Genomic DNA, 20,581 nt, shown 5'->3' on the forward strand with positions numbered 1-20,581 from the left:
TGAGTGTGAATTAAAAGGTGATGCCGCCTGCGGCAAGGTCCGCCTTGATAGAGGCGGCTTCCTGGTCGGTGACGGCGACCAGTGGCAGTCGGACACGTGGGGACGGAATGATGCCCTGCCAGTGCAGCACTGTTTTTGCTGCTACGGCACCCTGCACGTGGGTCATGATTGCGCGCTGGATGTGATCAAGTTCAAAGTGTTTGGCGCGTGCTGTCGCAAAGTCACCGGCATTGGCGGCGTCGACGAGCTCACGGTAGGTGCGCGGGGCCACGTGTCCGGTGACGGATACTACGCCGACGGCGCCTGCGGCCATCAGAGGTAAGGTCAGACCGTCGTCGCCAGAATATACCAGCAGGTCGGTATTGGCCAGCACAATCGTGGTGGATTGGTAGTCGGCCTTGGCATCTTTGAGGGCGATAATATTGGGGTGCTCGGCCAAGGCAATGATGGTTTCAGGTTCGATGGGCATAACCGAACGGCCCGGAATATCATAAAGCATAACGGGTAGGTCTGTGGATGACGCAATGTGTTCAAAGTGCGCTTTGATCCCGGCCTGGTTCGGTTTGTTGTAATACGGGGTGACCAACAGCAGACCATCGACGCCGGCGGCTGCGGCGCGCTGGGAAAGATGTGCTGAGTGTGCGGTATCGTTCATGCCGGTTCCAGCGATGACCTTGGCACGTCCACCCACGGCTTCTACAACGGCTTCAAAGACCTTGATGTTCTCATCGTCAGTCAGGGTTGAGGTTTCACCGGTCGTACCGGTCACCACGAGACCATCGGCACCATTATCAACTAGATGAGTTGCCAAGGACTGTGCGGCGTCTACATCAAGTTCGCCGTCGTCGGTAAATGGTGTGACCATAGCTGGGATCATGGTGCCAAAGAAGGGTTCGGTCATAGAAGCGTCACCAATCCGTGTCGTTGAGGGTGTCTGACTCATAGCTTCAAGCCTACCTGTGAGAAAGTAAGAAAACACCATAGGTCATACAAAGACACTGTGTGTGGTCCACTGCCTAGCAGAAAGTGCTGTACTGATGTCTCGACTGACGAAACCCGGTACGTCGCGAAAGACGACATCCGGTCGAATCACCGGCTTGGACACGGCCCGTGGGGTCGCCATCTTGGGGATGATCGCCACTCATATTTTTCCACTCATCTATCTTGACGCATCCGAGATGAACGCCTCCCCAACCTGGGCAGGCTGGGCTTTTACCGGGGTGTCGTCGGCACTGTTCGTCGTCCTGGCTGGGGTGGGGTTGAGTATTTTGACAGCTCACACCACATATGTCGGGGCTACCCGGCTGCAATTGACCGTTCGGGCGCTGGTATTGATGTTGATCGGGTTACTGTTGGGCCTGGTGGAGTCCTATGTTGCCATCATTTTGGTCCATTACGGCGTCATGTTCCTGTTGGCGATGTGGTTCATTACGTTATCGCGTAAGGCTTTGACGATCACCGCGGTGACGTGGTTAGTGGTCTCACCCCTCATCCACGGGGTATTTACCCGTTTCATGCAACTCCAAGCGGGTGGAACCGTAACCTATGCCGAACAATGGCGGCTCTGGACCTCGCCGACACCTGTTGATGTGGTTACCCAACCTTTTCTAACGTTATGGGACCTGTTATTCACCGGGTACTATCCGGTGATTTCATTCTTTGGTTACGTCTTAGTGGGTATGGCAATTGGTCGTTATGATCTGGCCAAAAAATTCACGGCATTATTGCTTTTCATTGTAGGCGCCGTCACCTATGTGGTGTGTCGGGGTGTCTCTGCCTGGTTGCTCACCGATGACGCTTACGTTGCTCAGATTGCTCACGCCACGGGGGTGGCTACCGATGAGGTCAGCGTGTATGCGGCAACCGGTTCCGTGATGGATACCTCGTTGCTGATGGGTGCCCCGGAGTGGTTCGGGCTAGCAGTCCCCCACTCTGGAGCCCCGTTGGATATGTATTCCACGGCCGGTGCAGCAGTAGCGGCCATCGGGTTTTTCGTGTTACTCTCGCGCAGCAGGATCATCTCCAAGATCCTATTTCCACTCACGGCAACCGGTACGATCGCGCTGACGGCCTATTCTTTGCACATTATCTTGCGCGGACTGTGGCCTTCGAACTGGGCTGAGCCGCTGGCGGTGGGTGATCCGGCTTGGGCCGATGTGTGGGTGATGCTATTGGTCCACTGGGGTATCGTCATCGCCTTGGGCGTCGTCCTCAAGCTGTTCGGCGTGCGCGGACCGTTAGAAAGTTTGTTGCGCCGGGTATCGAATTCGGTTGGCCGGTCGTCGTCCTAGTCTTGCTGGTACATGGTGATTGCATCCCGGAGGGCGGCTCGAGCACGTTTGCGGTCACCGGCGGCATCGTAGGCTAAGCCCAGCCGGTACCAGCTGCGCCAGTTGTCCGGGTCTGCTTGCGTTTCAGCGCGATAGGTTTCAAACTCTTGGTCTGCGGCGGCACGGTCTATACGCCCTCGGGTGCGGGGTAGATTGTCTTCGGGCAGGAGTCCTTCGTCGTGGAGGATGCGCGCGAGTTTTTCGGTGTTCATACCAAAGCGCAGTTCACGCACCAGCGACCAGATTCCGAGGACCACGATGCCAACGACGCACCAGCCGATAACGTTGGCGATCCAATTATCGGCAAGGATGAAAGCCAGCGCCGACCATAGTGCCAGAACGACGAATAGCAGGGTCAGTGCGGTCAAGAGACCAACGGCAATTTTAGTTTTCACGAAAAGTTAGTCCAAATCTAAGTAAGCGTCGAGTCCATAGGCCAGACCGGGACGAGAGGCAACGGTGCGCAGGCCCAGTAGGACGCCGGGCATATACGATGCGCGGTCGAAGGCATCGTGGCGTAATACGAGTTGTTGTCCGGGTGTGCCCATGAGGACTTCTTGGTGGGCTTCCAGCCCGGCCAACCGGACAGCGTGGACGTTGATGCCATCAATCTGTGCCCCGCGCGCGTGATCGGGATCGTGTTGCGTTGCATCCGGGGACGGGCCGACGTCGGCGCGCTGGCGTGCTGCAGCGATCATCTCGGCGGTGCGCACGGCGGTACCCGATGGTGCATCGACTTTATTGGGGTGGTGCATTTCAATGATCTCCACCGAATCGAAATACGGTGCGGCTTGGGCCGCAAACCGGGTGGCCAACACAGAACCAATTGAAAAATTCGGTGCGATGAGCACGCCGATTTCTGGACGTTCAGCAAGCTGTGATTCAAGGACTGCGCGTTTTTCTTCAGTCCACCCAGAAGTGCCGATCACGGCGTGTAGGCCGTGGTTGACGGCGTACTGGGCAACCTGTGGTGAGACGTCGGGGACAGTCAGATCCAGGACGTGACTGGCGTTGGCGTCGGTGATTTCGGTGAGCTCGCTTTTCGACGACAGGGTGGCAACCAGTTCCATGTCGGTGGCAGCGTTGACGGCGTCGATCGCGTGCTTGCCCATTTTGCCGGTGGCTCCGACGATGGCAACGCGGAGAGGTTCCTGTGGTGTAACGGTTTGTGATGACATGGGTTCTACTTTAGTCTGCAGGGTCGCGTGGAATGAAAATGCCGGGTCGAACATGACGTTCGGCCCGGCATTCCTATGCATTATTAGCGCAGGTTAGTTGTCATCGCCTTCTTCGATGACGGGGACAAGCGACAGCTTGCCACGGTCGTCAACTTTGGCGATTTCAACCTGGATCTTCGAACCGACAGAGACGACGTCGTCGACTTCGTCAACGCGTTTACCGTCATTGAGTTTGCGCAGTTCGGAGATGTGCAACAGACCGTCTTTTCCAGGGGTCAGGGAGATGAATGCACCAAAGCTGGTGGTCTTGACCACGGTGCCGAGGTAGCGTTCGCCGGCTTCTGGTACCTGTGGGTTGGCGATGGCATTGATGGTGTCGCGTGCTTCTTCAGCAGCGGAACCTTCGGTTGCGCCAATTAGTACGGTACCGTCGTCTTCGATGCTGATGTCAGCGCCGGTGTCTTCCTGGATCTGGTTGATCATCTTGCCCTTAGGCCCAATGACTTCACCGATCTTATCGACTGGAATTTTGACCGACAGGATGCGTGGCGCAGTTGGGCTCATCTCGTCGGCTTCATCGATAACCGATTCCATGACCGACAGAATGTGCAGACGGGCTTCACGGGCCTGAGTCAGTGCGGCTGCCAGAACATCTGCGGGGATGCCGTCGAGTTTGGTGTCCAACTGGATGGCGGTGATGAAGTCCTTGGTACCGGCGACTTTGAAGTCCATGTCACCCATGGCGTCTTCAGCACCCAGGATGTCAGTGAGTGCGGCGTAGCGGGTTTCGCCGTCCACGGTGTCTGAGACCAGACCCATGGCGATACCGGCTACCGAGGCGCGCAGTGGCACACCGGCATTGTACAGCGACAGTGTTGAGGCACAGACCGAACCCATGGAGGTCGAACCGTTGGAGCCCAGCGCTTCGGAGACTTGTCGGATGGCGTATGGGAATTCTTCGCGCGACGGCAACACAGGTACCAGGGCGCGTTCTGCCAGTGCACCGTGACCGATTTCGCGGCGTTTTGGTGAGCCGACACGGCCGGTCTCCCCTACCGAGTATGGCGGGAAGTTGTAGTGGTGCATGTAGCGTTTGGAGGTTTCTGGGTGCAACGAGTCCAGCGGCTGTTCCATCTTGAGCATGTTGAGTGTGGTGACACCCATGATTTGGGTTTCGCCACGTTCAAAGATCGAGGAACCGTGAACGCGAGGCAGTACTTCGACCTCTGCGGTCAGTTGACGGATATCGGTCAGACCGCGACCGTCGATGCGGATCTGGTCGGTCAGGATGCGCTGGCGCACAATGTGCTTGGTGACAGCACCGTAGGCTTTGACGATTTCGTCGGCGCGTCCTTCAAACGGTTTGCCTTCGCCGGCGAGTGCTTCGATGACTTCTTGGTGGTAGGCATCCGAGGTCGATTCGCGTTCTTGTTTGTCACCGATGGAGAAGATCTCGGTCAAGCGCTCGCTGGCGTAGTCCTGTACGGCGTCGAATGCATCTTGTTGGTAGGCGATAAACAGCGGAACTTCGACTGGTTCTTTCGCAACCCGTGCAGCAAGGTCAGCCTGAGTTTCGCACAGCACCTTAATGAATGGTTTGGCGGCTTCTAGGCCGTCGGCAACGATTTGTTCGGTTGGAGCAGTGACGCCCTTATCGTGCACCAGGCCCCAGACGTCGTCGGTGGCTTCGGCTTCGACCATCATCACAGCAATATCGTCGTCGGCAATGCGACCTGCGATGACCATGTTGAAGACGGCGTTTTTTAGTTGTGAGTGCTTCGGGAATGCCACCCACTGGGTGTCTCCGTTGTCATCAGCAATCAGGGCGATGCGTACCGCACCGATGGGGCCGGTGAAGTCCAAGCCGGTCAGGGTCGTGGACATCGAGGCGGCATTCATGGCGACCACATCGTAGAGCTCATCTGGGGCAATCGACGTGACGGTCACAACAACCTGGACTTCATTACGGATGCCATCAGCAAAGGCCGGGCGCAGTGGGCGGTCAATTAGACGACAAGCCAGCACGGCCTCGGTGGATGGGCGACCTTCACGGCGGAAGAACGAGCCTGGGATCTTACCGGCTGCGTACTGACGTTCTTCAACGTCAACGGTCAGCGGGAAGAAGTCAAAACCTTCGCGCGGGCTTTTGCCCACGGTGGTGGTTGACAGCATGGAGGACTCTTCGTCGAGCATGACGAAGGCTGAGCCGGTGGCTTGTTTGGCCAACCGACCGGTTTCGAAGCGTACGATACGAGTACCGTAGGCGCCGTTGTCGATAACGGCTTCTGCAAATTGAATTTCTGGACCTTCCACAGGTCTCCTTTCGGATAATTTGCATCAAACCCACAAGGTCGGTCTTCGATCGAAGCCTCCGCAACTTTTGCTCCGGAGACCACTGTCGAGGACCGTATATCTCACGTGGGTCTCATGCGTTATTTGATGGTGTGCCATTACCGGCACGATTTATATTCTAGTTAAACTTCAAGGCGGCGTCCGGTTTTCCCCCGGAGCGCCGCCCCAAAAGACGTCTCACCTTATTTGCGCAGACCCAAACGCTCAATCAACGCACGGTAGCGTTCAATGTTTTCGGATTCGAGGTACTGCAGCATCCGACGACGACGACCGACCAAAGCCATCAGGCCACGGCGGGTGTGGTGGTCGTGTGGGTGACCTTTGAGGTGCTCAGTCAGGTTCGAGATACGCTTAGACAGCACAGCAACCTGTACTTCTGGCGAACCGGTGTCGCCTTCGTGGGTTGCGTATTCAGCGATAACCTGCTGTTTCACTTCACGGGAAATTGACATTAAAACTCCTTGAGAGTTGTACCGCGATCAAAGAAAACCGATGTTTCGGTGGGTGCCGCCACCGCGGACCGCAGCGAGCACCAACGATCAATGCTACCATCTTGTGAATCAAACACCCAACCGAGCAGGTTGAGTACGCCAAGCGGCTGTGACGTACGGTATTTTGACCATCGCATCTGGGGTGTACCCGAGATGATCAAGCAAATACCAATCTAAGTTTGTATGCATTCGCGCACGTTGTTTGTCGTTGGTCCGCAGATAGAATGCGCGAGTCATCATCAACTCGTGAACTTGTTCAACAGTCAGGTGCTGTTCCCAGTGCCACCACTTCCCCACTGGTGGTTCGAACGACTCGGTGACCTTTGGCGGCAGATCAATGGCATGCACGTCACCAGAGTGCATGATTTTACATAGCCGCAGCACCCAGTCACTGGTGGTATCGATCTGATGGTGTACCACGCCGAAGACGCCGTCGGGAGCCAAGAGCTCAGTCACTTTCTGGCAGCCGGCTTCGGTATCCACCCAATGCCAGGCCTGTGCACTCACCACCAGCTGGGCTCGGCCCTGCCACGGTGTGGTATCGAGATCTTCAACACGTGACACCACGATCGCGGCCTGTGGGTGGTTGTCTTGCAGCACCTGAAGCATATTTGCCGCCGGATCGACCGCCACCACATCCCACCCAGTGTCGATCAGTTGGGTGGTAAATAATCCAGTGCCGGCACCTAAATCCACGGCCAGCCCCGCTGGGGTCTGGGCTATGAAGTCGAGGATTTCGGTCTGGTAACCGGGACGCATGCGATGGTACCGGTCGGCCGATTCCGTGTTGAAAGCTAGGCGGTATCGTTGGCGCGTTTTATCATTGAGGATGACGGCGCCAGCGGGTCTGGTGAGCATTTATCGAGCGCTCCGGGGTTCCGGTGCATCGATTTCTGGGGCATTACCGCTTAGGATCGCCCGGGATTTGCACACGTCAGCTTCCATCTGGTCAATCAGGGCTTCGATACCTTCAAAGGCGAGCATGCCGCGCAGGCGAGCAACGAATTCTACGGTGCAATGTTGCCCGTATAGATTGAAGTCTTGGAGTTCTTCGTGCTCGGGTCGGTCAAAAATATGGGCTTCAACAGTGCGAACCACATCATTGAACGTCGGGTTGCTACCCACCGAGATAGCCGCAGGCAGTCGCTGACCGGAGCCATTGGTGAACCACCCTGCATAGACACCATCGGCTGGGATCATGCCCTGGGAGTCGTTGGCAAAGTTGGCGGTCGGGTAGCCCAGTTCACGGCCTCGGGCGTGACCGTGGACGATTTCGCCTTCTACGCTGTGGTAGCGCCCGAGAATGCGGCTGGCTTCTGCGACTCGTCCTTTCGTGAGTGTTTCTCGCACCCAGGTGGACGACCACCGTTCCGTTTCACCAATATCATCAACTTCAACGACCATAAAGTCATAGACTTTGCCCAACTTACGCAGCGTATTGATGTCTCCGCTATTGCCAGCACCGAAACGGGTGTCTGCTCCGACAACGACCATGCGTGCGTTGAGTGCATCGACGAGAATATTTTTGACGAATTCTTCGGCAGTTTGGGCCGCAAATTTTAACGTGTAGTGGATGACCAGGGTTGCATCCAGCTCGCAGGTTTCCAGCAAACTGATTTTCTGGGGTAGCGACACGATTGGCACAAGTGGTTCTTCGGGCAGGTGCACGAGTCTTGGGTGTGGGTCGAAGGTGACGGCGACCGACTTCAGGTCGTGTTGTTTTGCGGTATCGACAACAACTTTTAGAACCGCTTGGTGTCCGCGATGGACGCCGTCGAAGTTTCCTAGTGTGACCACCGAGGGTGCCGGTGGTATGCCGATTGCGGCGGTACCTGCCCAGTATTGCACGTGGAGTCTTCCTTTGTGTCGCGGTCGGTTGCTCTAGGATGTGATGTTAGCCCACTGGAGTCGGACGATGTTTATATAACCAGTACAGACCCACAATTGGCAGGATCAGTGGGATGAATCCATAGCCAATTCCGAAGGTTGACCAGACGGTGGATTCTGGGAACATGTTCGGGGCCAACATGGACCAGGCACCGATAACGATCACGCCGATCAGTTCGAACCAGACGGCCACAACGCCGATTCTCCAGGCGGTAGGCCCCGGAATAGCCAGTGCGAAGGTTGCAATGATGTAGACGGTTGCCGACAGCGCCGATAAGCTAAAGGCCACCGGGGCGTCGTCAAATTTTGTCAGGATTTGGAATCCTGATCGCCAGGCGGCAGCAAGTGCCAGAATGGCATAGAACATCACGATAATGCGTCCGACGCCTTTGGTTCTTCCGGGGGTTTTATCGGACTGTGTGGTGGGGCTGATGGTTTCAGCCATGCCAGATCACCTGCAATCTGTGAATCATAACCAAAATGGTCGGGCCGATAGCGGCCATGACCAAGTTAGACCAACGAGTTTTATCAGTTATCCCCCAAAAGAACGCGATTGGGGGCAAGATGAGTGCGGTGAAAATGTAGCCCCAAAATTCCCACGCCGGGCCATTGAGCGGTACCGGGGAGAGCAAAGCGTAAATGGCATACACGCCTAAATACATTTCCACTGCTGCCAACGACAGTATGGATGAATCTGCCGGGTGGTTACGGAAGATCGTTGCGATAATGCAGATGATCGCAGATAGTATGCCGATGGTCGCTCCGGTATAAAACCAGCCGTCAAGAATCATGAGGGCTCTCCGGTGAGGTGTTTCAGTGTGGCGAAAACGATTTCGGGTTTCGCTTCGATGGTATCGTTTCGTTCCGCGTTGGTAATCAATGCGATGACTTGCCCGTTTTGCAGTGTCGCGGCAAGCAGGTCGTTGCGTTCAGACGCGGCGATACGGCGCCCGTGGATGAGGTCTTGTGCTTCGTTCTGGCTGATAGTCCGGATTGGAAACAGCCGGCTTATCGCTGTGGAGAGATCGGTGTAGACGAAGTTGTCGGCGAGTTCGTCAATGGTCACGGCGTCTTCGATATGGTACGGTCCGACGGCGGTCCGGCGCAGCGCGGTGAGATATCCGCCGGTGTTCAGTGTTTCACCAAGGTCACGAGCTAGTGCTCGGATGTAGGTGCCGGCGGTACATTCGACTTCAACATCGATATCAATGGTCTTACCGTCGTTGGCTCGCCGGATGTCTTCGAGGTCGAAGCGGTGCACAGTGACTTCACGTGCTGGAATATCGACGGTTTCGCCGTCACGGACGCGCTGATAGGCACGTTTACCACCGATTTTGATTGCGGAGACAGCCGAGGGGACCTGTTGTATGGTCCCGATCAGGCCCGTGACGGCTGAGGTGATGTCGTTCGTGGTGACGGCGTTGGCGTATCGGGTTTGGATAATCTCACCGTCGGCGTCATCGGTTGTGGTGTTATGTCCCAGTCGAATGGTTGCTCGATATGTTTTCGTGGTATCGACAATATAGGTGAGCAATCGGGTGGCTTTGTTGAACCCGATGACCAGCATTCCGGTGGCCATCGGGTCCAGTGTGCCAGCATGACCCACTTTTCGGGTACCGGCAACTTTGCGGATGCGGGCCACCACGTCGTGGGAGGTCCAGCCCGCGGGTTTGTCTACCAGTATCAGCCCCGAGGCAGGTTGCGCCATGTGTTATTCCTTATACGGATCTTCGTCGCCAGCATACTTGGCATTTTCGCGTTGTGCGGCCAGTTCGGCATCGCGTGCTTTAGCCGCACGAAGCGCTTCTTCCAGTTGCGCAGCTTGTTCTGGGACCGTGTCACGGATCAGTTCCAGGGTCGGTACAAGCCTGATATTTAGACCGCGGCCCATTTCGCGACGTAGTAGTCCGCGGTTTTCTTCCATGGCCGTATGTGCGGCGGCTACGGTTTCGTCGTCCCCGTAGACGGTGTAGTACACGGTGGCTTGCTGAAGGTCGTTGGTGACGCGAACTTCGGTAATGGTGACATTATCGACCCGATCATCCTTGATCGTCTTTTGCAAAGCTTCGGCCAGGATAACTTTGATCCGTTGTGCCAGGCGTGCAGCACGGTTGTGATCTGCCATTGAAGAGCTCCTCAAACAGTTTGCACTGTGGCGCCCCGGTGTGGGGCGCCACAGTGGTGCAAGCTAAACGCGTGGTTTTTCTTGCATTTCGTAGTTTTCGATGATGTCGCCTTCGCGAATGTCGTTGAACTTTCCAAGTCCGATACCGCATTCGAATCCTTCGCGGACCTCGGTGACATCGTCGGTGAAGCGACGCAGCGAACCGACCGTGAGGGCTTCACTGACCACTTTGCCATCACGTACCAGACGTGCTGTGGCGTTTCGACGGATGAGACCGGATTCGACCATCGAACCGGCAATGGTACCGGCCTTGGAAGAGCGGAAGATTTCGCGGACTTCGGCACGGCCGATCACGACTTCTTCGTATTCCGGTTTCAGCATGCCTCGCAGGGCCTGTTCTACGTCGTCGATGACGTCGTAGATGACCGTGTAGAAACGCATGTCGACGCCTTCTTCGTCCGCAATCTCGGCAACACGTTCTGCGGGGCGTACGTTGAAACCGATGATGATCGCGTTGTCGACGGTGGCCAGGTTGACGTCGTTTTGGGTGATCGCACCAACACCGCGGTGGATAACACGCAGTTGGACTTCGTCTTTACCGCCAACATCGATCTGCATGAGCGAATCTTCAAGTGCTTCCACCGGACCGGATGCGTCACCTTTGATGATGAGATTGAGCGTATCCAGTTTGCCTTCGGCAACAGCCTGGTCAAATTCTTCCAGCGTGATGCGCTTGCGTCGACGTGCCAGGGTGGCGTTACGCTTTGCGGTCTCACGACGTTCAGCAATTTGACGTGCAGTACGTTCGTCTTCGGTGACCAGGAAGACATCGCCTGCCCGTGGCACGGATGACAGGCCAAGGACCTGTACCGGACGGGATGGTAGGGCTTTATCCACTGGTTCGCCGTATTCGTCGAACATGGCACGGACGCGACCGTGAGCATCGCCCACGACCATGTTGTCGCCAACGCGTAGGGTACCGGTCTGAACCAGCACGGTGGCAACGGGGCCGCGGCCTCGATCAAGATTGGCTTCAATCGCAACGCCCCGGGCGTCACGTTCTGGGTTGGCGGTCAGCTCCAGTGCTGCATCAGCGGTTAACAAGATAGATTCCAGCAGATCGTCAATGTTGAGCTTCTGTAATGCCGAGATTTCCACGAACATGGTGTCGCCACCGTATTCTTCTGGAACAACACCGTATTCGGAGAGTTCACCACGGATACGATCCGGGTTCGCGCCTTCCTTGTCGATCTTGTTAATAGCAACCACGATCGGCACGTCAGCCGCTTTGGCGTGGTTGAGCGCTTCAATGGTCTGGGGCATGACTCCGTCATCTGCGGCTACAACGAGCACGGCGATGTCGGTGACTTTGGCCCCACGGGCACGCATTGCGGTAAATGCTTCGTGGCCCGGGGTGTCAATGAAGGTCAGCGTGCGTTGTTTGCCCTCGTGTGGGACTTCGACCTGGTATGCACCAATGTGCTGGGTAATGCCGCCGGCTTCCGACTCGCGAACCCGTGCCGAACGGATTGCGTCCAGCGTACGAGTTTTACCATGGTCAACGTGACCCATAACGGTCACGACTGCTGGGCGTGCTTCTTGGTCTTCTGCGGCTTCTTCCTCATCGAGATCGATGTCGAAGGCATCGAGAATTTCACGGTCTTCTTCTTCTGGGGAAACAATCTCGACTTTGTAGCCGATTTCGTCGCCCAGCACCGCAAAGGTGTCTTCGTCGAGAGACTGGTTGGCAGTTGCCATTTCACCCAGGTGGAACAGCACTGTTACCAGTGCTGCCGGATCTGCCTTGATGCGCTCAGCTAGATCAGCGATCGAAGATCCACGACGCAGGCGGATGACAGTGTCGCCGTCACCCTTTGGTACCTTGACGCCACCGATCACTGGTGCTTGTTGCTGTTGCTCTTCACGGCGTGCGCGCTTCTTCGAACGACGGCGACCAGTTTGTGGACCACGACCGAAGGCACCCTGTGCAGAACCGCGACCTGGGCCACGGCGTGGGCCGCCACCTGGTCCGCCTCCGCCACCTCGACGTGGACCAGCTCCACGGCCGGCATCTGCCGGGGTGGGTGGAGTGATCTGGCCTGGCATCATTGCCGGCGATGGACGTGGACCCGATGGGCGTGACTGTTGTGGAGCCGGTTTGCCTGCTGGTTTGGCTCCTGGTTTCGGTGCACCCTTGCTTCGCGGTCCAGGTTTTGGTCCGCCACGACCAGGGGCTGGACGTGGTCCTCCCCCGCGCTGTTCTTGACGCATACCCTGTTGCGGAGCAAATGGGTTGTTGCCCGGTCGTGGAGCGCCACCGCGTGGGCCAGGACGTGGCGCAGCAGTATCTTCTTTGGACTGGAATGGATTATTACCAGGGCGTGGAGCAGGCGGTTTTGGTCCAGGTTTCGGAGCTGGCTTACTTGCGCCTGGCTTTGGTGCAGGTTTTGCCGCCGGGGTTGAGGTCGCTGGCTTTGCAGCAGGCTTTGGTGCAGGCTTTGGCGCTGCAGCCGGTTTTGGTTTTGGTGCTGGTTTGACAGCTGGCTTAGCTTTTGGCGCAGGCTCAGGTTTTGCAGCCGGTTCTGGCTGTTCAGCTTTTGGCTCAGTTTTTTCAGCCACTGGTGCAGCTGGTTTCTTCGCCTGCGGTTTCGGAGCAGGCTTCTTAGCAGCTGGTTTTGGTTTTTCTGCCGGTGCGGCCTCAGCAAATTCAGATTTAAGACGCTTGACTACCGGTGGTTCAATTGTTGAAGACGCTGAAGATACAAACTCGCCCATTTCTTCGAGTTTATTCAGCGCTTCACGGGATGTAATCCCAAGTTGCTTGGCAACTTCGTGGACGCGCAGTTTCGCCACGATTCTCCTGTTCTGGCTGAATCGTGGTCTGCACTGAGATTAGTACACTACCGCGATTCTGGCCGGTCGAATTATATGCTCTGTTGTCATACGCAAGACTTGGCGAGAGTGCTTCGTCGTGCGTTGTGAGCTGACTTTGATATTCATCGTTGGGCACTCATCGTGTGCTCACCGGGTATCCATCAGATCTCTGACCCGCTTTCATCATTATTCGGTGTGTTGGTATTTCCCCTCGGCCACTGTTCGAGTGATTGCGCGAGCCTCTCGGTGTCGACTTGACGGCGAAAAGCTCGGGCAAATGCTCGTTTTTGCAACGCAATGGAGAAACACTTCGGGTCGGGGTGCAACCAAGCGCCCCGTCCCGGAAGTACACGGCGCTCATCAAGAACCAGAGATCGGGTATCACTGGTGGTGTCGAGCGCGACGCGTACCAAGTTTTTGGTGTTTGCTCGTGTGCGACATCCAATGCATAAGCGCATCGGTTCATGGCTGGCCATGAGCCTCCATATCTGTCACACTATCGTCAACCTTTAATAGTCTAACGCAATTCTGCGCCTTGACGCCAAAGGAACTAGTCTTCGGTCGTTGACTGGCCTGCAATCTGTTGTTCATAGACTGTTTCACCCATGATGTCGATGCGCCAACCGGTCAATTTAGCCGCAAGTCGAGCGTTCTGTCCTTCTTTGCCGATTGCCAGGGACAACTGATAATCCGGTACAACCACCGAGGCCGAACGGGTGGCTTCGTCAACACCAAAGACCTTGGTAACCTTCGAGGGCGACAGGGCTGCCGCAATGAACTTCGCTGGATCATCGGAGAAATCAACGATGTCAATTTTTTCATCGTTGAGCTCTGTCATCACCGCACGAACGCGGGCGCCCATCTCCCCAATGCAGGCTCCTTTGGCATTGATACCAGGTTCATTAGCTTTCACCGCGATCTTGGTCCGGTGACCGGCTTCACGTGCGATAGCGGAAATTTCCACTGTGCCATTAGCAATTTCAGGGACTTCAAATTCAAAGAGTTTGCGAACCAAACCAGGGTGGGAACGTGACAAGGTAATTGATGGGCCCTTAGTACCGCGTCCGACCGAGACCACGTAGGACCGAAGCCGTGTCCCGTGGGAGTAGTCTTCACCAGGGACTTGTTCCGCCGGTGGAAGAACGCCTTCGACACTGCCCAGATCGACCTGAATCATGTGGGGGTTCGACCCCTGTTGGATGACCCCAGAAATGATCTGGTCTTGTTTATCACGGAACTCGCCGAGAACTTGGTTATCTTCGGCATCGCGCAGGCGCTGAACAATCACCTGGCGAGCAGTTGAGGCAGCAATGCGATCAAAGCCGGACGGCGTATCGTCGAATTCTCCGATGGGTTCGTCATCGTCTCCGTATTCGACGGCCCAGATGGTCACTTTTCCAGATTTCTTATCGATCTCTGCACGGGCCTTAGCGATAGCGCCGGGAGATCTGTGGTAGGCCAATAATAACGCTTGCTCGATGGTTTCAATGAGCTGATCCAGTGGGATCTCATGCTCGGTTTCAAGCGTGCGAAGCAAAGAAATATCGATATCCACCAGGTTCCTCCAGGGTTTGATTCAATTGTGATTCGATTGTGAGGTGCAATTTTGGCTGATGTTTGCTCAGCGTATCTCAGCTACTTTAGCTGAACTTGTACGACCGCGTTGGTGAGTTGTTCGAAACCATAGTGTGCGGGTGCCGCATATTTGGCTGGCATACCTTTCTTAGCGCCCGGTGTGATGACGACCAGTTCAACGCCGTGTGCATCCACACTGTGAATTTTTGCTTGAGTAGGTTCGTCATCGTCGATGCTGACACTTACGATTCGTCCGAGATTCTTTTCCCAGTGGTGCCTACGAACCAGTGGGCGGTCTGTGCCCGGGGTCGAAACTTCTAAGGTGTAAGATTCAGCGCCAAGTCCGGGTATCGAGTCACCTTGGGCATCGAGTGCGCCAGAAACCTCTTGTGTGATGGTCGCGATGGTGTCTAAGCTCACGCCGTTTTCTTCATCGATCCGATCGATCACAACCGACAGGACTCGATCCCCCGGGGAGCCACCAATAACAACCTCTTCACACCACAGTCCTTGTCCTTCCACGACGGCGGAGATAATACCCTGGAGTTCGGAACGTTCTATCGGATCCATCTCCGAGACGGCCGGAGTAGAATCTTGGAATTTCTTTGCAAAACTTCGACGGTTTACCATAATGCTGGGATGTGCTCCTAGAAGTAGCGGTACACCATTTGTAGCAATCTTGGGAATGCTTTGGTGCAGTTGAGCAGAACTATGACACAATACCAAGTTGTGATGTCTCAAGAAATGACCGGTTCAACCACTCAACCAAAACCAAGTCTTTGGGGTGCTGTCGTTCTGGTGTTCGCGATTGCCGCGCTGATCGGATTAGGCATCTGGGTAGGAGCTGGTTTCCTCAAAACTTCTGACAGTGTCACTCAACAGTCCAGTGAGCTGACTCCTGTTCAGCACACACAGGAATTGACGCGTATGATGCGCATTTCTGCAGCATCGAATATAACGCTGCCGAATATTGATTCTATTCCCGACGCAACCCAAGGTGCAGAGACATTTTCATGTGGTTCGCGCTTCGCCAATGCCGTCGATGACGCAGTGATACAACTCTACGGTGTTGATTATCTATCTACGATCGGTGGCGCTCGACTCGTCGACACGCAAACCTGGCGCGCTGTACAGGCCCAGGCCCATGACAGCGCCCAAGCATTGCAGCGGCTGTTTCCAGACAACTGCATTCCACAGATTCCGGTGACCTTTGAAATTGACGAGGAATTACGCTTTGCTGAAGCCATTGGGACTCGACACATGTTGAAAATCTCCGATGAACTCATCGAAGAATGGTCACAGTTGTATCTGCTGGCAGAAACACCTCAGCAGCGTGATATTGCGTTAGCCGGTCTGTGGCAGATGATTCAGTGGGAGTCCAGCTGGCATCCCGGTGGATCGCCTTTTGCGTTCGAGTTCTAACCTTGATGCGCTCTATTTAAGTGCTGACGGGTTCTACATCCAGCACAGCCAGCCACCTGGACTGGTGACTGCCTGCACTGGCGGTCTGGACTGACCCTGAACTTATTGCTGGTACTTCCGCACCAGACTAACCACATGTTCAAATGCATCGTCGACGGGAATATCTTCGCGAGTATCTGCCAGACGATCTTTGAGCTCGAGAGTGCCCTTGGCCAGTCCTCTACCAACGATCAGGTGCAGTGGGACACCGATCAGCTCAGCATCGGCGAATTTCTCTCCGGCGTGAGCTTTGCGACGATCGTCGTAAAGCACTTCGATGCCAGCAGCTTCCAACTTATTGGCGAAGTCTTCGGCGGTGGTGAAGATGTCGTCATCTTTACCGGTGGCAACGATATGCACATGTGCCGGCGCCACATTGATCGGCCAGATCAAGCCTTTGTCATCGTGGTGGGCCTCAGCTAGGGCGGCGACGGCCCGGGAGACTCCGATGCCGTAAGAACCCATGGTCACCACGACCTGTTTGCCGTTTTCATCAAGGACTTTCAGATCCAGCGCTTCGGCATATTTTCGTCCCAGCTGGAAGATATGGCCCATTTCCATGCCGCGTCGGGCGACCAGTGGGCCGGAACCATCTGGTGCGGGGTCGCCGTCACGTACCACGGTGGCTTCTAAAACACCGTCCCACGTGAAATCGCGTTCAGCTACAAGGCCAAAGACATGTTTTTGGCTTTCGTTTGCACCGGTGACCCATACAGAACCTGCCACTATGCGAGGATCGACGAAGAATGGGATACCAGTTTCAGACTCTGTTCCAAGCATCTGAAGAGCCTGTCCATCCCGCATTAGGGTCGGGCCGATGTAGCCGGGCACCAATTTCGTGTGCTTGGCAATATCTTCATCCGTGGCCGGTTCAATGGAAGGTTCGCCGGTGACGTCGAGCGCCTGGGCGATGGATGCTTCAAGGCGTTTCACATCGACGTCGCGATCGCCGGGCACAGCAACAACAAAAACCTGGCGTTGATCACCATCGAGCACGGCGGTCAACACGACACATTTCAATGTGTCTGCAGCTTGCCACGCGCCGTTGTCTTTTGGTGCAAGTTGGTTGGCAACGTCAACGAGTGCCGCAATGGTTGTCGACACGGGAGTGTCTTTGACTTCTGGCGCCGGGGCATCAGTGTAGTCAATGGGATCAGGTACAACGGTCGAGACCGCTTCGACGTTGGCTCGGTAGCCACCGGGTGATTCGACGAAGGTGTCTTCGCCGGCATCGGATGGGTGCAGGAACTCTTCGGAGCGTGACCCACCCATGGCGCCTGCCATGGCGTCCACTGCAACGACCTCGAGGCCGAGGCGTTGGAAGATCTTGATATAGGCGGCGCGGTGTTTATCGTAGGCCTCATTGAGTCCTTCGTCATCGACCGTGAATGAGTAGGAGTCCTTCATAATGAACTCGCGCACGCGCAACAGTCCGGCCCGTGGTCGAGCTTCGTCGCGATATTTCGTCTGGATTTGGTAGAGATATACCGGGAGGTCTTTATAGGACGAGTAGTGGTCCTTGACGAGTAAGGTAAACATTTCCTCATGGGTCGGTGCCAAGAGGAACTCTGCGCCTGACCTGTCGTGTAGACGGAAGATTCCATCGCCGTAGTCTTCCCAGCGGCCGGTAGCCTCATATGGTTCTTTGGGTAATAGTGCAGGGAAGTGCACTTCCTGACCGCCGATGGCGTTCATTTCTTCACGAACGATATTTTCGACCTTATTTATGACTCGCAGGCCCAGGGGGAGCCAAGTGTAACCACCTGGCGCAGCACGTCGGATATATCCGGCGCGAACAAGCAGTTTATGGCTGGCAACTTCGGCATCTGCCGGGTCGTCACGCAGTGTGCGAAGGAATAAGGTGGACATGCGCAAGGGCACTTCAAGGGCTCCATTCGTCAAGGAAACAGGTGGTTGTCTGGCAAGTATTCTACCGCAGCATTTCGTCAAGCTGATCGACCTGCGTCAGGCTCAGTGCCAGATCTGCCGGAGGTGTTGAAACGGCTGTGAGCACCCAGTATTCGCTACGTGCCACGACAACAGATGCCGCGGGCTCATTCGAAGATTCGATTTGGATCTCGAAAGCTTCGTCAGTGTGATGCGTCAGCGGAGCGATCTCATAGTTGGCAGCCTGGCACTGTTCAAGCACCGCTGTGAGATTGCTGGTAAAGGCGGCGGCATCATCCGCCGTGGTAAAACCGAATGCGGCCAATCCTTGCATGGCTTCTGGGTTGTCATCTTGTGTATCGGCCTGACCAAATGCTGCGACCTGCGGTGCTGCATCGGCAATCATTGGACAGTTGTGTTCCTCAGCAGACAACGTCATGGCATCCTGTAACGCGTTAATGGCTTCATCGCTGATGGGTATTTCGTCGGCTTCCGGATCTTCCATGACACGAGCAATCATAGTGGCGACTTGTTCTGGGGATGCCAGATTCTCAGCTTGATTGGCCGTCATAGTTTCCGTCACAGTGTCAGTCGCTTCTGGTTCCGCAGGTGCGGTCTGGTCGGTGCAAGCAGTTAAACCGAGCAGGGCCGCGGCCAAAAGACTCAAGGTGCGTTTCATTGCTGGTCATGCACCGCTTCTACCACCTCGGCGAGTGTCTCGACGGCTTCATCAGCGTTCTGACCGGGTTCCACCGTCATCCAAAAAACCTGGTTATCGAACCGTACTACCACTGTGGCATTGGTGACCGAAATATTTTGGTCTTCGGCTTCGGGTTCGGGTACCTCATCGGGAGAAATCACATAATCGGGTAATGCCCCGGCATCAGGTATCGGGACATCAGAAGTTTCAAAGGCTCCAGAAAGTTGACCTTGAGAGGTCAACAACATGTCTTGATCGGCTTCAGCTAAAACCCCAGGTACCGATAGATCTTCTGCGTTGGTCAAACCATTAGCGTCGTAATGCAGTGTCAACACGTTCGTTTCATCAATGGTCAGATCCACGGAGTCGCACTCACTCCAGGGTTTGGTTCTTGCCGTGAAGTAGTCGCTGGCGTCGTCGGCATTTTCAAATGCGACGGCGACAATGGTTTCAGCGGTGTGGGTGTTTTCTCCAGTTCTGGACTGGAAGCCAACTGCAACATCGTTGGTCGTATAAAACTCTGGGTCAATGGTACCGGCACATTCGGCAGGTTCCGGCGCATATTGACTGATTTCTGCGGTGACATTATTCAATGATTCCAACGCCGGGACCCCAACGGAAATGATCGCTTCGTCACTCATGACGGATTTGATGGCCTGGTGAAAAATCGTTTGAGTTGGAACTTCGACGACGGGAGGCGGGGTGACCTCGACTGAGGTCACTTCTCGGGGCTGGGAGCAACCGGTGATAATCAGTGCACCGGCGGCTATCAGCGCCAGACGTTTTCGCATGGCTGCTCGCCTCCTGGACGGTTGGTTAAAACAATACGGTAGCGAAGCGATCAACGGTATCGAATCCCACGCGTTGATAGGTTCTGATGGCTGCGGTGTTGTAATCGTTAACGTAGAGACACACCACGGGGGCTAATTCTAGGGCGTGATTGACCACTGCAGCCATCGCCGGAGCTGCGCGGCCTTGACCGCGGGCTGATGGCGCGATCCAGACGCCTTGAATTTGAATGGCGTCGTCGGTGACGATGCCGAAGTCTGCTTTGAACGTCACGTCGTGATCACCGGGTTCAATCATGGTATAGCCCTTGGAGATCAGTTGACGGACGCGCAGACGGTAACCGTTGGACCCATCGGTAAGCGGTGAATACCCAAGTTCTTCGGTGAACATGGCCACAGAGGCCGGCAGCACAGCGTCGTAATCTGTTTCCCGTGCCTGCCGTACGTTGGGATTCGCAGGAATTCTCGCTTGTTTGGTGATGGTCATAAAGGGCTGGTTGTTGCGAAGATCCCGGGCTGGTTGCCGACCATAGCGCAGCAGTTCCCAAATCCCTTCAACAGCCGACTGTGGGCCAAAAATGGAGCCAAAATGCTCATCGAGTGCCATCAGGGCCTGACCAAAGTACGTCCCATATTCCGGGCTGTCGGTTACTGGGACAATATTCGCCCCGGCCCAGCAGGCAGCAACCAGTTGGTCTCGGTGGCTAGTATCAAAGATCCCCAGAAAGATCCCGCGGGCGAATCCACCGATCGGACCGGCGCGGCGTCCGGTGTCCAGTATTGATTGTACATAGGCGTTTGTGACCGGGTTTTGGGCAATCAATTTGCGTAGGGCTGCGGTATCCGAGTTGGCAAGAATGCGTACGGTATCACCGGTTGCATGGGCGACGGCCTCTTCGGCGTCAAGCAACCAACGAAGTGTCCGGGTCAAAT

At 55.6% G+C, this 20,581-nt stretch carries 21 protein-coding genes; 2 read left to right on the plus strand and 19 right to left on the minus strand.

The window, feature by feature from the left end; all coding sequences use genetic code 11:
- Positions 1 to 10: 10 nt before the first annotated feature.
- Positions 11 to 916, minus strand: a complete 906-nt coding sequence (gene dapA, locus K8V32_RS12300; protein ID WP_524536741.1) for a 4-hydroxy-tetrahydrodipicolinate synthase — start codon at positions 914 to 916, stop codon at positions 11 to 13.
- Positions 917 to 1,037: 121 nt separating this feature from the next.
- Between dapA and K8V32_RS12305 the strand changes: the two genes are divergently transcribed.
- Positions 1,038 to 2,291 carry a heparan-alpha-glucosaminide N-acetyltransferase domain-containing protein gene (locus K8V32_RS12305; protein WP_303907905.1) on the plus strand — a complete coding sequence of 418 codons (1,254 nt, stop codon included), beginning with the start codon at positions 1,038 to 1,040 and terminating at the stop codon, positions 2,289 to 2,291.
- On the opposite strand, the gene K8V32_RS12310 is transcribed toward K8V32_RS12305, so the two are convergent.
- The 14 genes from K8V32_RS12310 to rimP form a co-directional block, all read right to left on the minus strand.
- Positions 2,288 to 2,725 carry a hypothetical protein gene (locus K8V32_RS12310; RefSeq protein ID WP_303907908.1) on the minus strand — a complete coding sequence of 146 codons (438 nt, stop codon included), beginning with the start codon at positions 2,723 to 2,725 and terminating at the stop codon, positions 2,288 to 2,290. The two genes, K8V32_RS12305 and K8V32_RS12310, sit on opposite strands and share 4 nt — an antisense overlap.
- Before the next feature lie 6 nt (positions 2,726 to 2,731).
- On the minus strand, positions 2,732 to 3,508 hold the full coding sequence (gene dapB / locus K8V32_RS12315; protein WP_303907910.1) for a 4-hydroxy-tetrahydrodipicolinate reductase: 777 nt from the start codon (positions 3,506 to 3,508) through the stop codon (positions 2,732 to 2,734).
- 93 nt (positions 3,509 to 3,601) lie between these two features.
- The gene (locus K8V32_RS12320; RefSeq protein ID WP_303907913.1) at positions 3,602 to 5,821 is read right to left on the minus strand and encodes a polyribonucleotide nucleotidyltransferase; all 2,220 of its coding nucleotides are present in this window, start codon (positions 5,819 to 5,821) and stop codon (positions 3,602 to 3,604) included.
- A 221-nt stretch (positions 5,822 to 6,042) separates the two neighbouring features.
- A complete protein-coding gene (gene rpsO, locus K8V32_RS12325; protein ID WP_043055652.1) occupies positions 6,043 to 6,312 on the minus strand; it encodes a 30S ribosomal protein S15 in 270 nt (89 codons plus the stop codon).
- Between the two features lie 108 nt (positions 6,313 to 6,420).
- A complete protein-coding gene (locus K8V32_RS12330) occupies positions 6,421 to 7,209 on the minus strand; it encodes a class I SAM-dependent methyltransferase (protein WP_303907918.1) in 789 nt (262 codons plus the stop codon).
- Positions 7,210 to 8,199 carry a bifunctional riboflavin kinase/FAD synthetase gene (locus tag K8V32_RS12335; RefSeq protein WP_303907921.1) on the minus strand — a complete coding sequence of 330 codons (990 nt, stop codon included), beginning with the start codon at positions 8,197 to 8,199 and terminating at the stop codon, positions 7,210 to 7,212.
- A 46-nt stretch (positions 8,200 to 8,245) separates the two neighbouring features.
- Positions 8,246 to 8,683, minus strand: a complete 438-nt coding sequence (locus K8V32_RS12340) for a hypothetical protein (RefSeq protein ID WP_303907924.1) — start codon at positions 8,681 to 8,683, stop codon at positions 8,246 to 8,248.
- On the minus strand, positions 8,676 to 9,029 hold the full coding sequence (locus tag K8V32_RS12345) for a hypothetical protein (protein WP_303907927.1): 354 nt from the start codon (positions 9,027 to 9,029) through the stop codon (positions 8,676 to 8,678). Before K8V32_RS12345 ends, K8V32_RS12340 begins: the two co-directional genes overlap by 8 nt.
- Positions 9,026 to 9,946: a tRNA pseudouridine(55) synthase TruB gene (gene truB, locus K8V32_RS12350; RefSeq protein WP_303907930.1), complete on the minus strand. Its 921-nt coding sequence runs from the start codon at positions 9,944 to 9,946 to the stop codon at positions 9,026 to 9,028. Before truB ends, K8V32_RS12345 begins: the two co-directional genes overlap by 4 nt.
- Before the next feature lie 3 nt (positions 9,947 to 9,949).
- Positions 9,950 to 10,363, minus strand: coding sequence for a 30S ribosome-binding factor RbfA (gene rbfA, locus K8V32_RS12355; protein WP_303907933.1), 414 nt, complete (start codon positions 10,361 to 10,363; stop codon positions 9,950 to 9,952).
- 63 nt (positions 10,364 to 10,426) lie between these two features.
- Entirely contained in the window at positions 10,427 to 13,216 is a 2,790-nt protein-coding gene (gene infB, locus K8V32_RS12360) for a translation initiation factor IF-2 (RefSeq protein ID WP_303907936.1), read from the minus strand.
- A 182-nt stretch (positions 13,217 to 13,398) separates the two neighbouring features.
- Positions 13,399 to 13,713: a YlxR family protein gene (locus K8V32_RS12365; RefSeq protein WP_369681070.1), complete on the minus strand. Its 315-nt coding sequence runs from the start codon at positions 13,711 to 13,713 to the stop codon at positions 13,399 to 13,401.
- Positions 13,714 to 13,787: 74 nt separating this feature from the next.
- Entirely contained in the window at positions 13,788 to 14,792 is a 1,005-nt protein-coding gene (gene nusA / locus K8V32_RS12370; protein WP_303907938.1) for a transcription termination factor NusA, read from the minus strand.
- 80 nt (positions 14,793 to 14,872) lie between these two features.
- On the minus strand, positions 14,873 to 15,442 hold the full coding sequence (rimP, locus tag K8V32_RS12375) for a ribosome maturation factor RimP (RefSeq protein WP_303907941.1): 570 nt from the start codon (positions 15,440 to 15,442) through the stop codon (positions 14,873 to 14,875).
- Positions 15,443 to 15,523: 81 nt separating this feature from the next.
- On the opposite strand from rimP, the gene K8V32_RS12380 reads away from it, so the two are divergent.
- Positions 15,524 to 16,234 (plus strand): hypothetical protein, encoded by a 711-nt coding sequence (locus K8V32_RS12380; protein WP_303907944.1) that lies wholly within the window; start codon positions 15,524 to 15,526, stop codon positions 16,232 to 16,234.
- Between the two features lie 102 nt (positions 16,235 to 16,336).
- On the opposite strand, the gene K8V32_RS12385 is transcribed toward K8V32_RS12380, so the two are convergent.
- From K8V32_RS12385 to K8V32_RS12400, 4 genes are read right to left on the minus strand one after another with little or no spacing between them, the layout of a single operon-like run.
- Positions 16,337 to 18,154 (minus strand): proline--tRNA ligase, encoded by a 1,818-nt coding sequence (locus K8V32_RS12385; protein ID WP_303908015.1) that lies wholly within the window; start codon positions 18,152 to 18,154, stop codon positions 16,337 to 16,339.
- Positions 18,155 to 18,203: 49 nt separating this feature from the next.
- Complete coding sequence (locus tag K8V32_RS12390; RefSeq protein ID WP_303907948.1) at positions 18,204 to 18,827, minus strand: hypothetical protein; 624 nt, start codon at positions 18,825 to 18,827, stop codon at positions 18,204 to 18,206.
- An 8-nt stretch (positions 18,828 to 18,835) separates the two neighbouring features.
- Entirely contained in the window at positions 18,836 to 19,651 is an 816-nt protein-coding gene (locus tag K8V32_RS12395; protein ID WP_303907951.1) for a hypothetical protein, read from the minus strand.
- Positions 19,652 to 19,676: 25 nt separating this feature from the next.
- The gene (locus tag K8V32_RS12400; RefSeq protein WP_303907954.1) at positions 19,677 to 20,579 is read right to left on the minus strand and encodes a GNAT family N-acetyltransferase; all 903 of its coding nucleotides are present in this window, start codon (positions 20,577 to 20,579) and stop codon (positions 19,677 to 19,679) included.
- Between the last annotated feature and the right edge of the window lie 2 nt (positions 20,580 to 20,581).

This window comes from Enteractinococcus helveticum, assembly GCF_020742345.1.
Taxonomy (GTDB): Bacteria; Actinomycetota; Actinomycetes; order Actinomycetales; family Micrococcaceae; genus Yaniella; species Yaniella helvetica_A.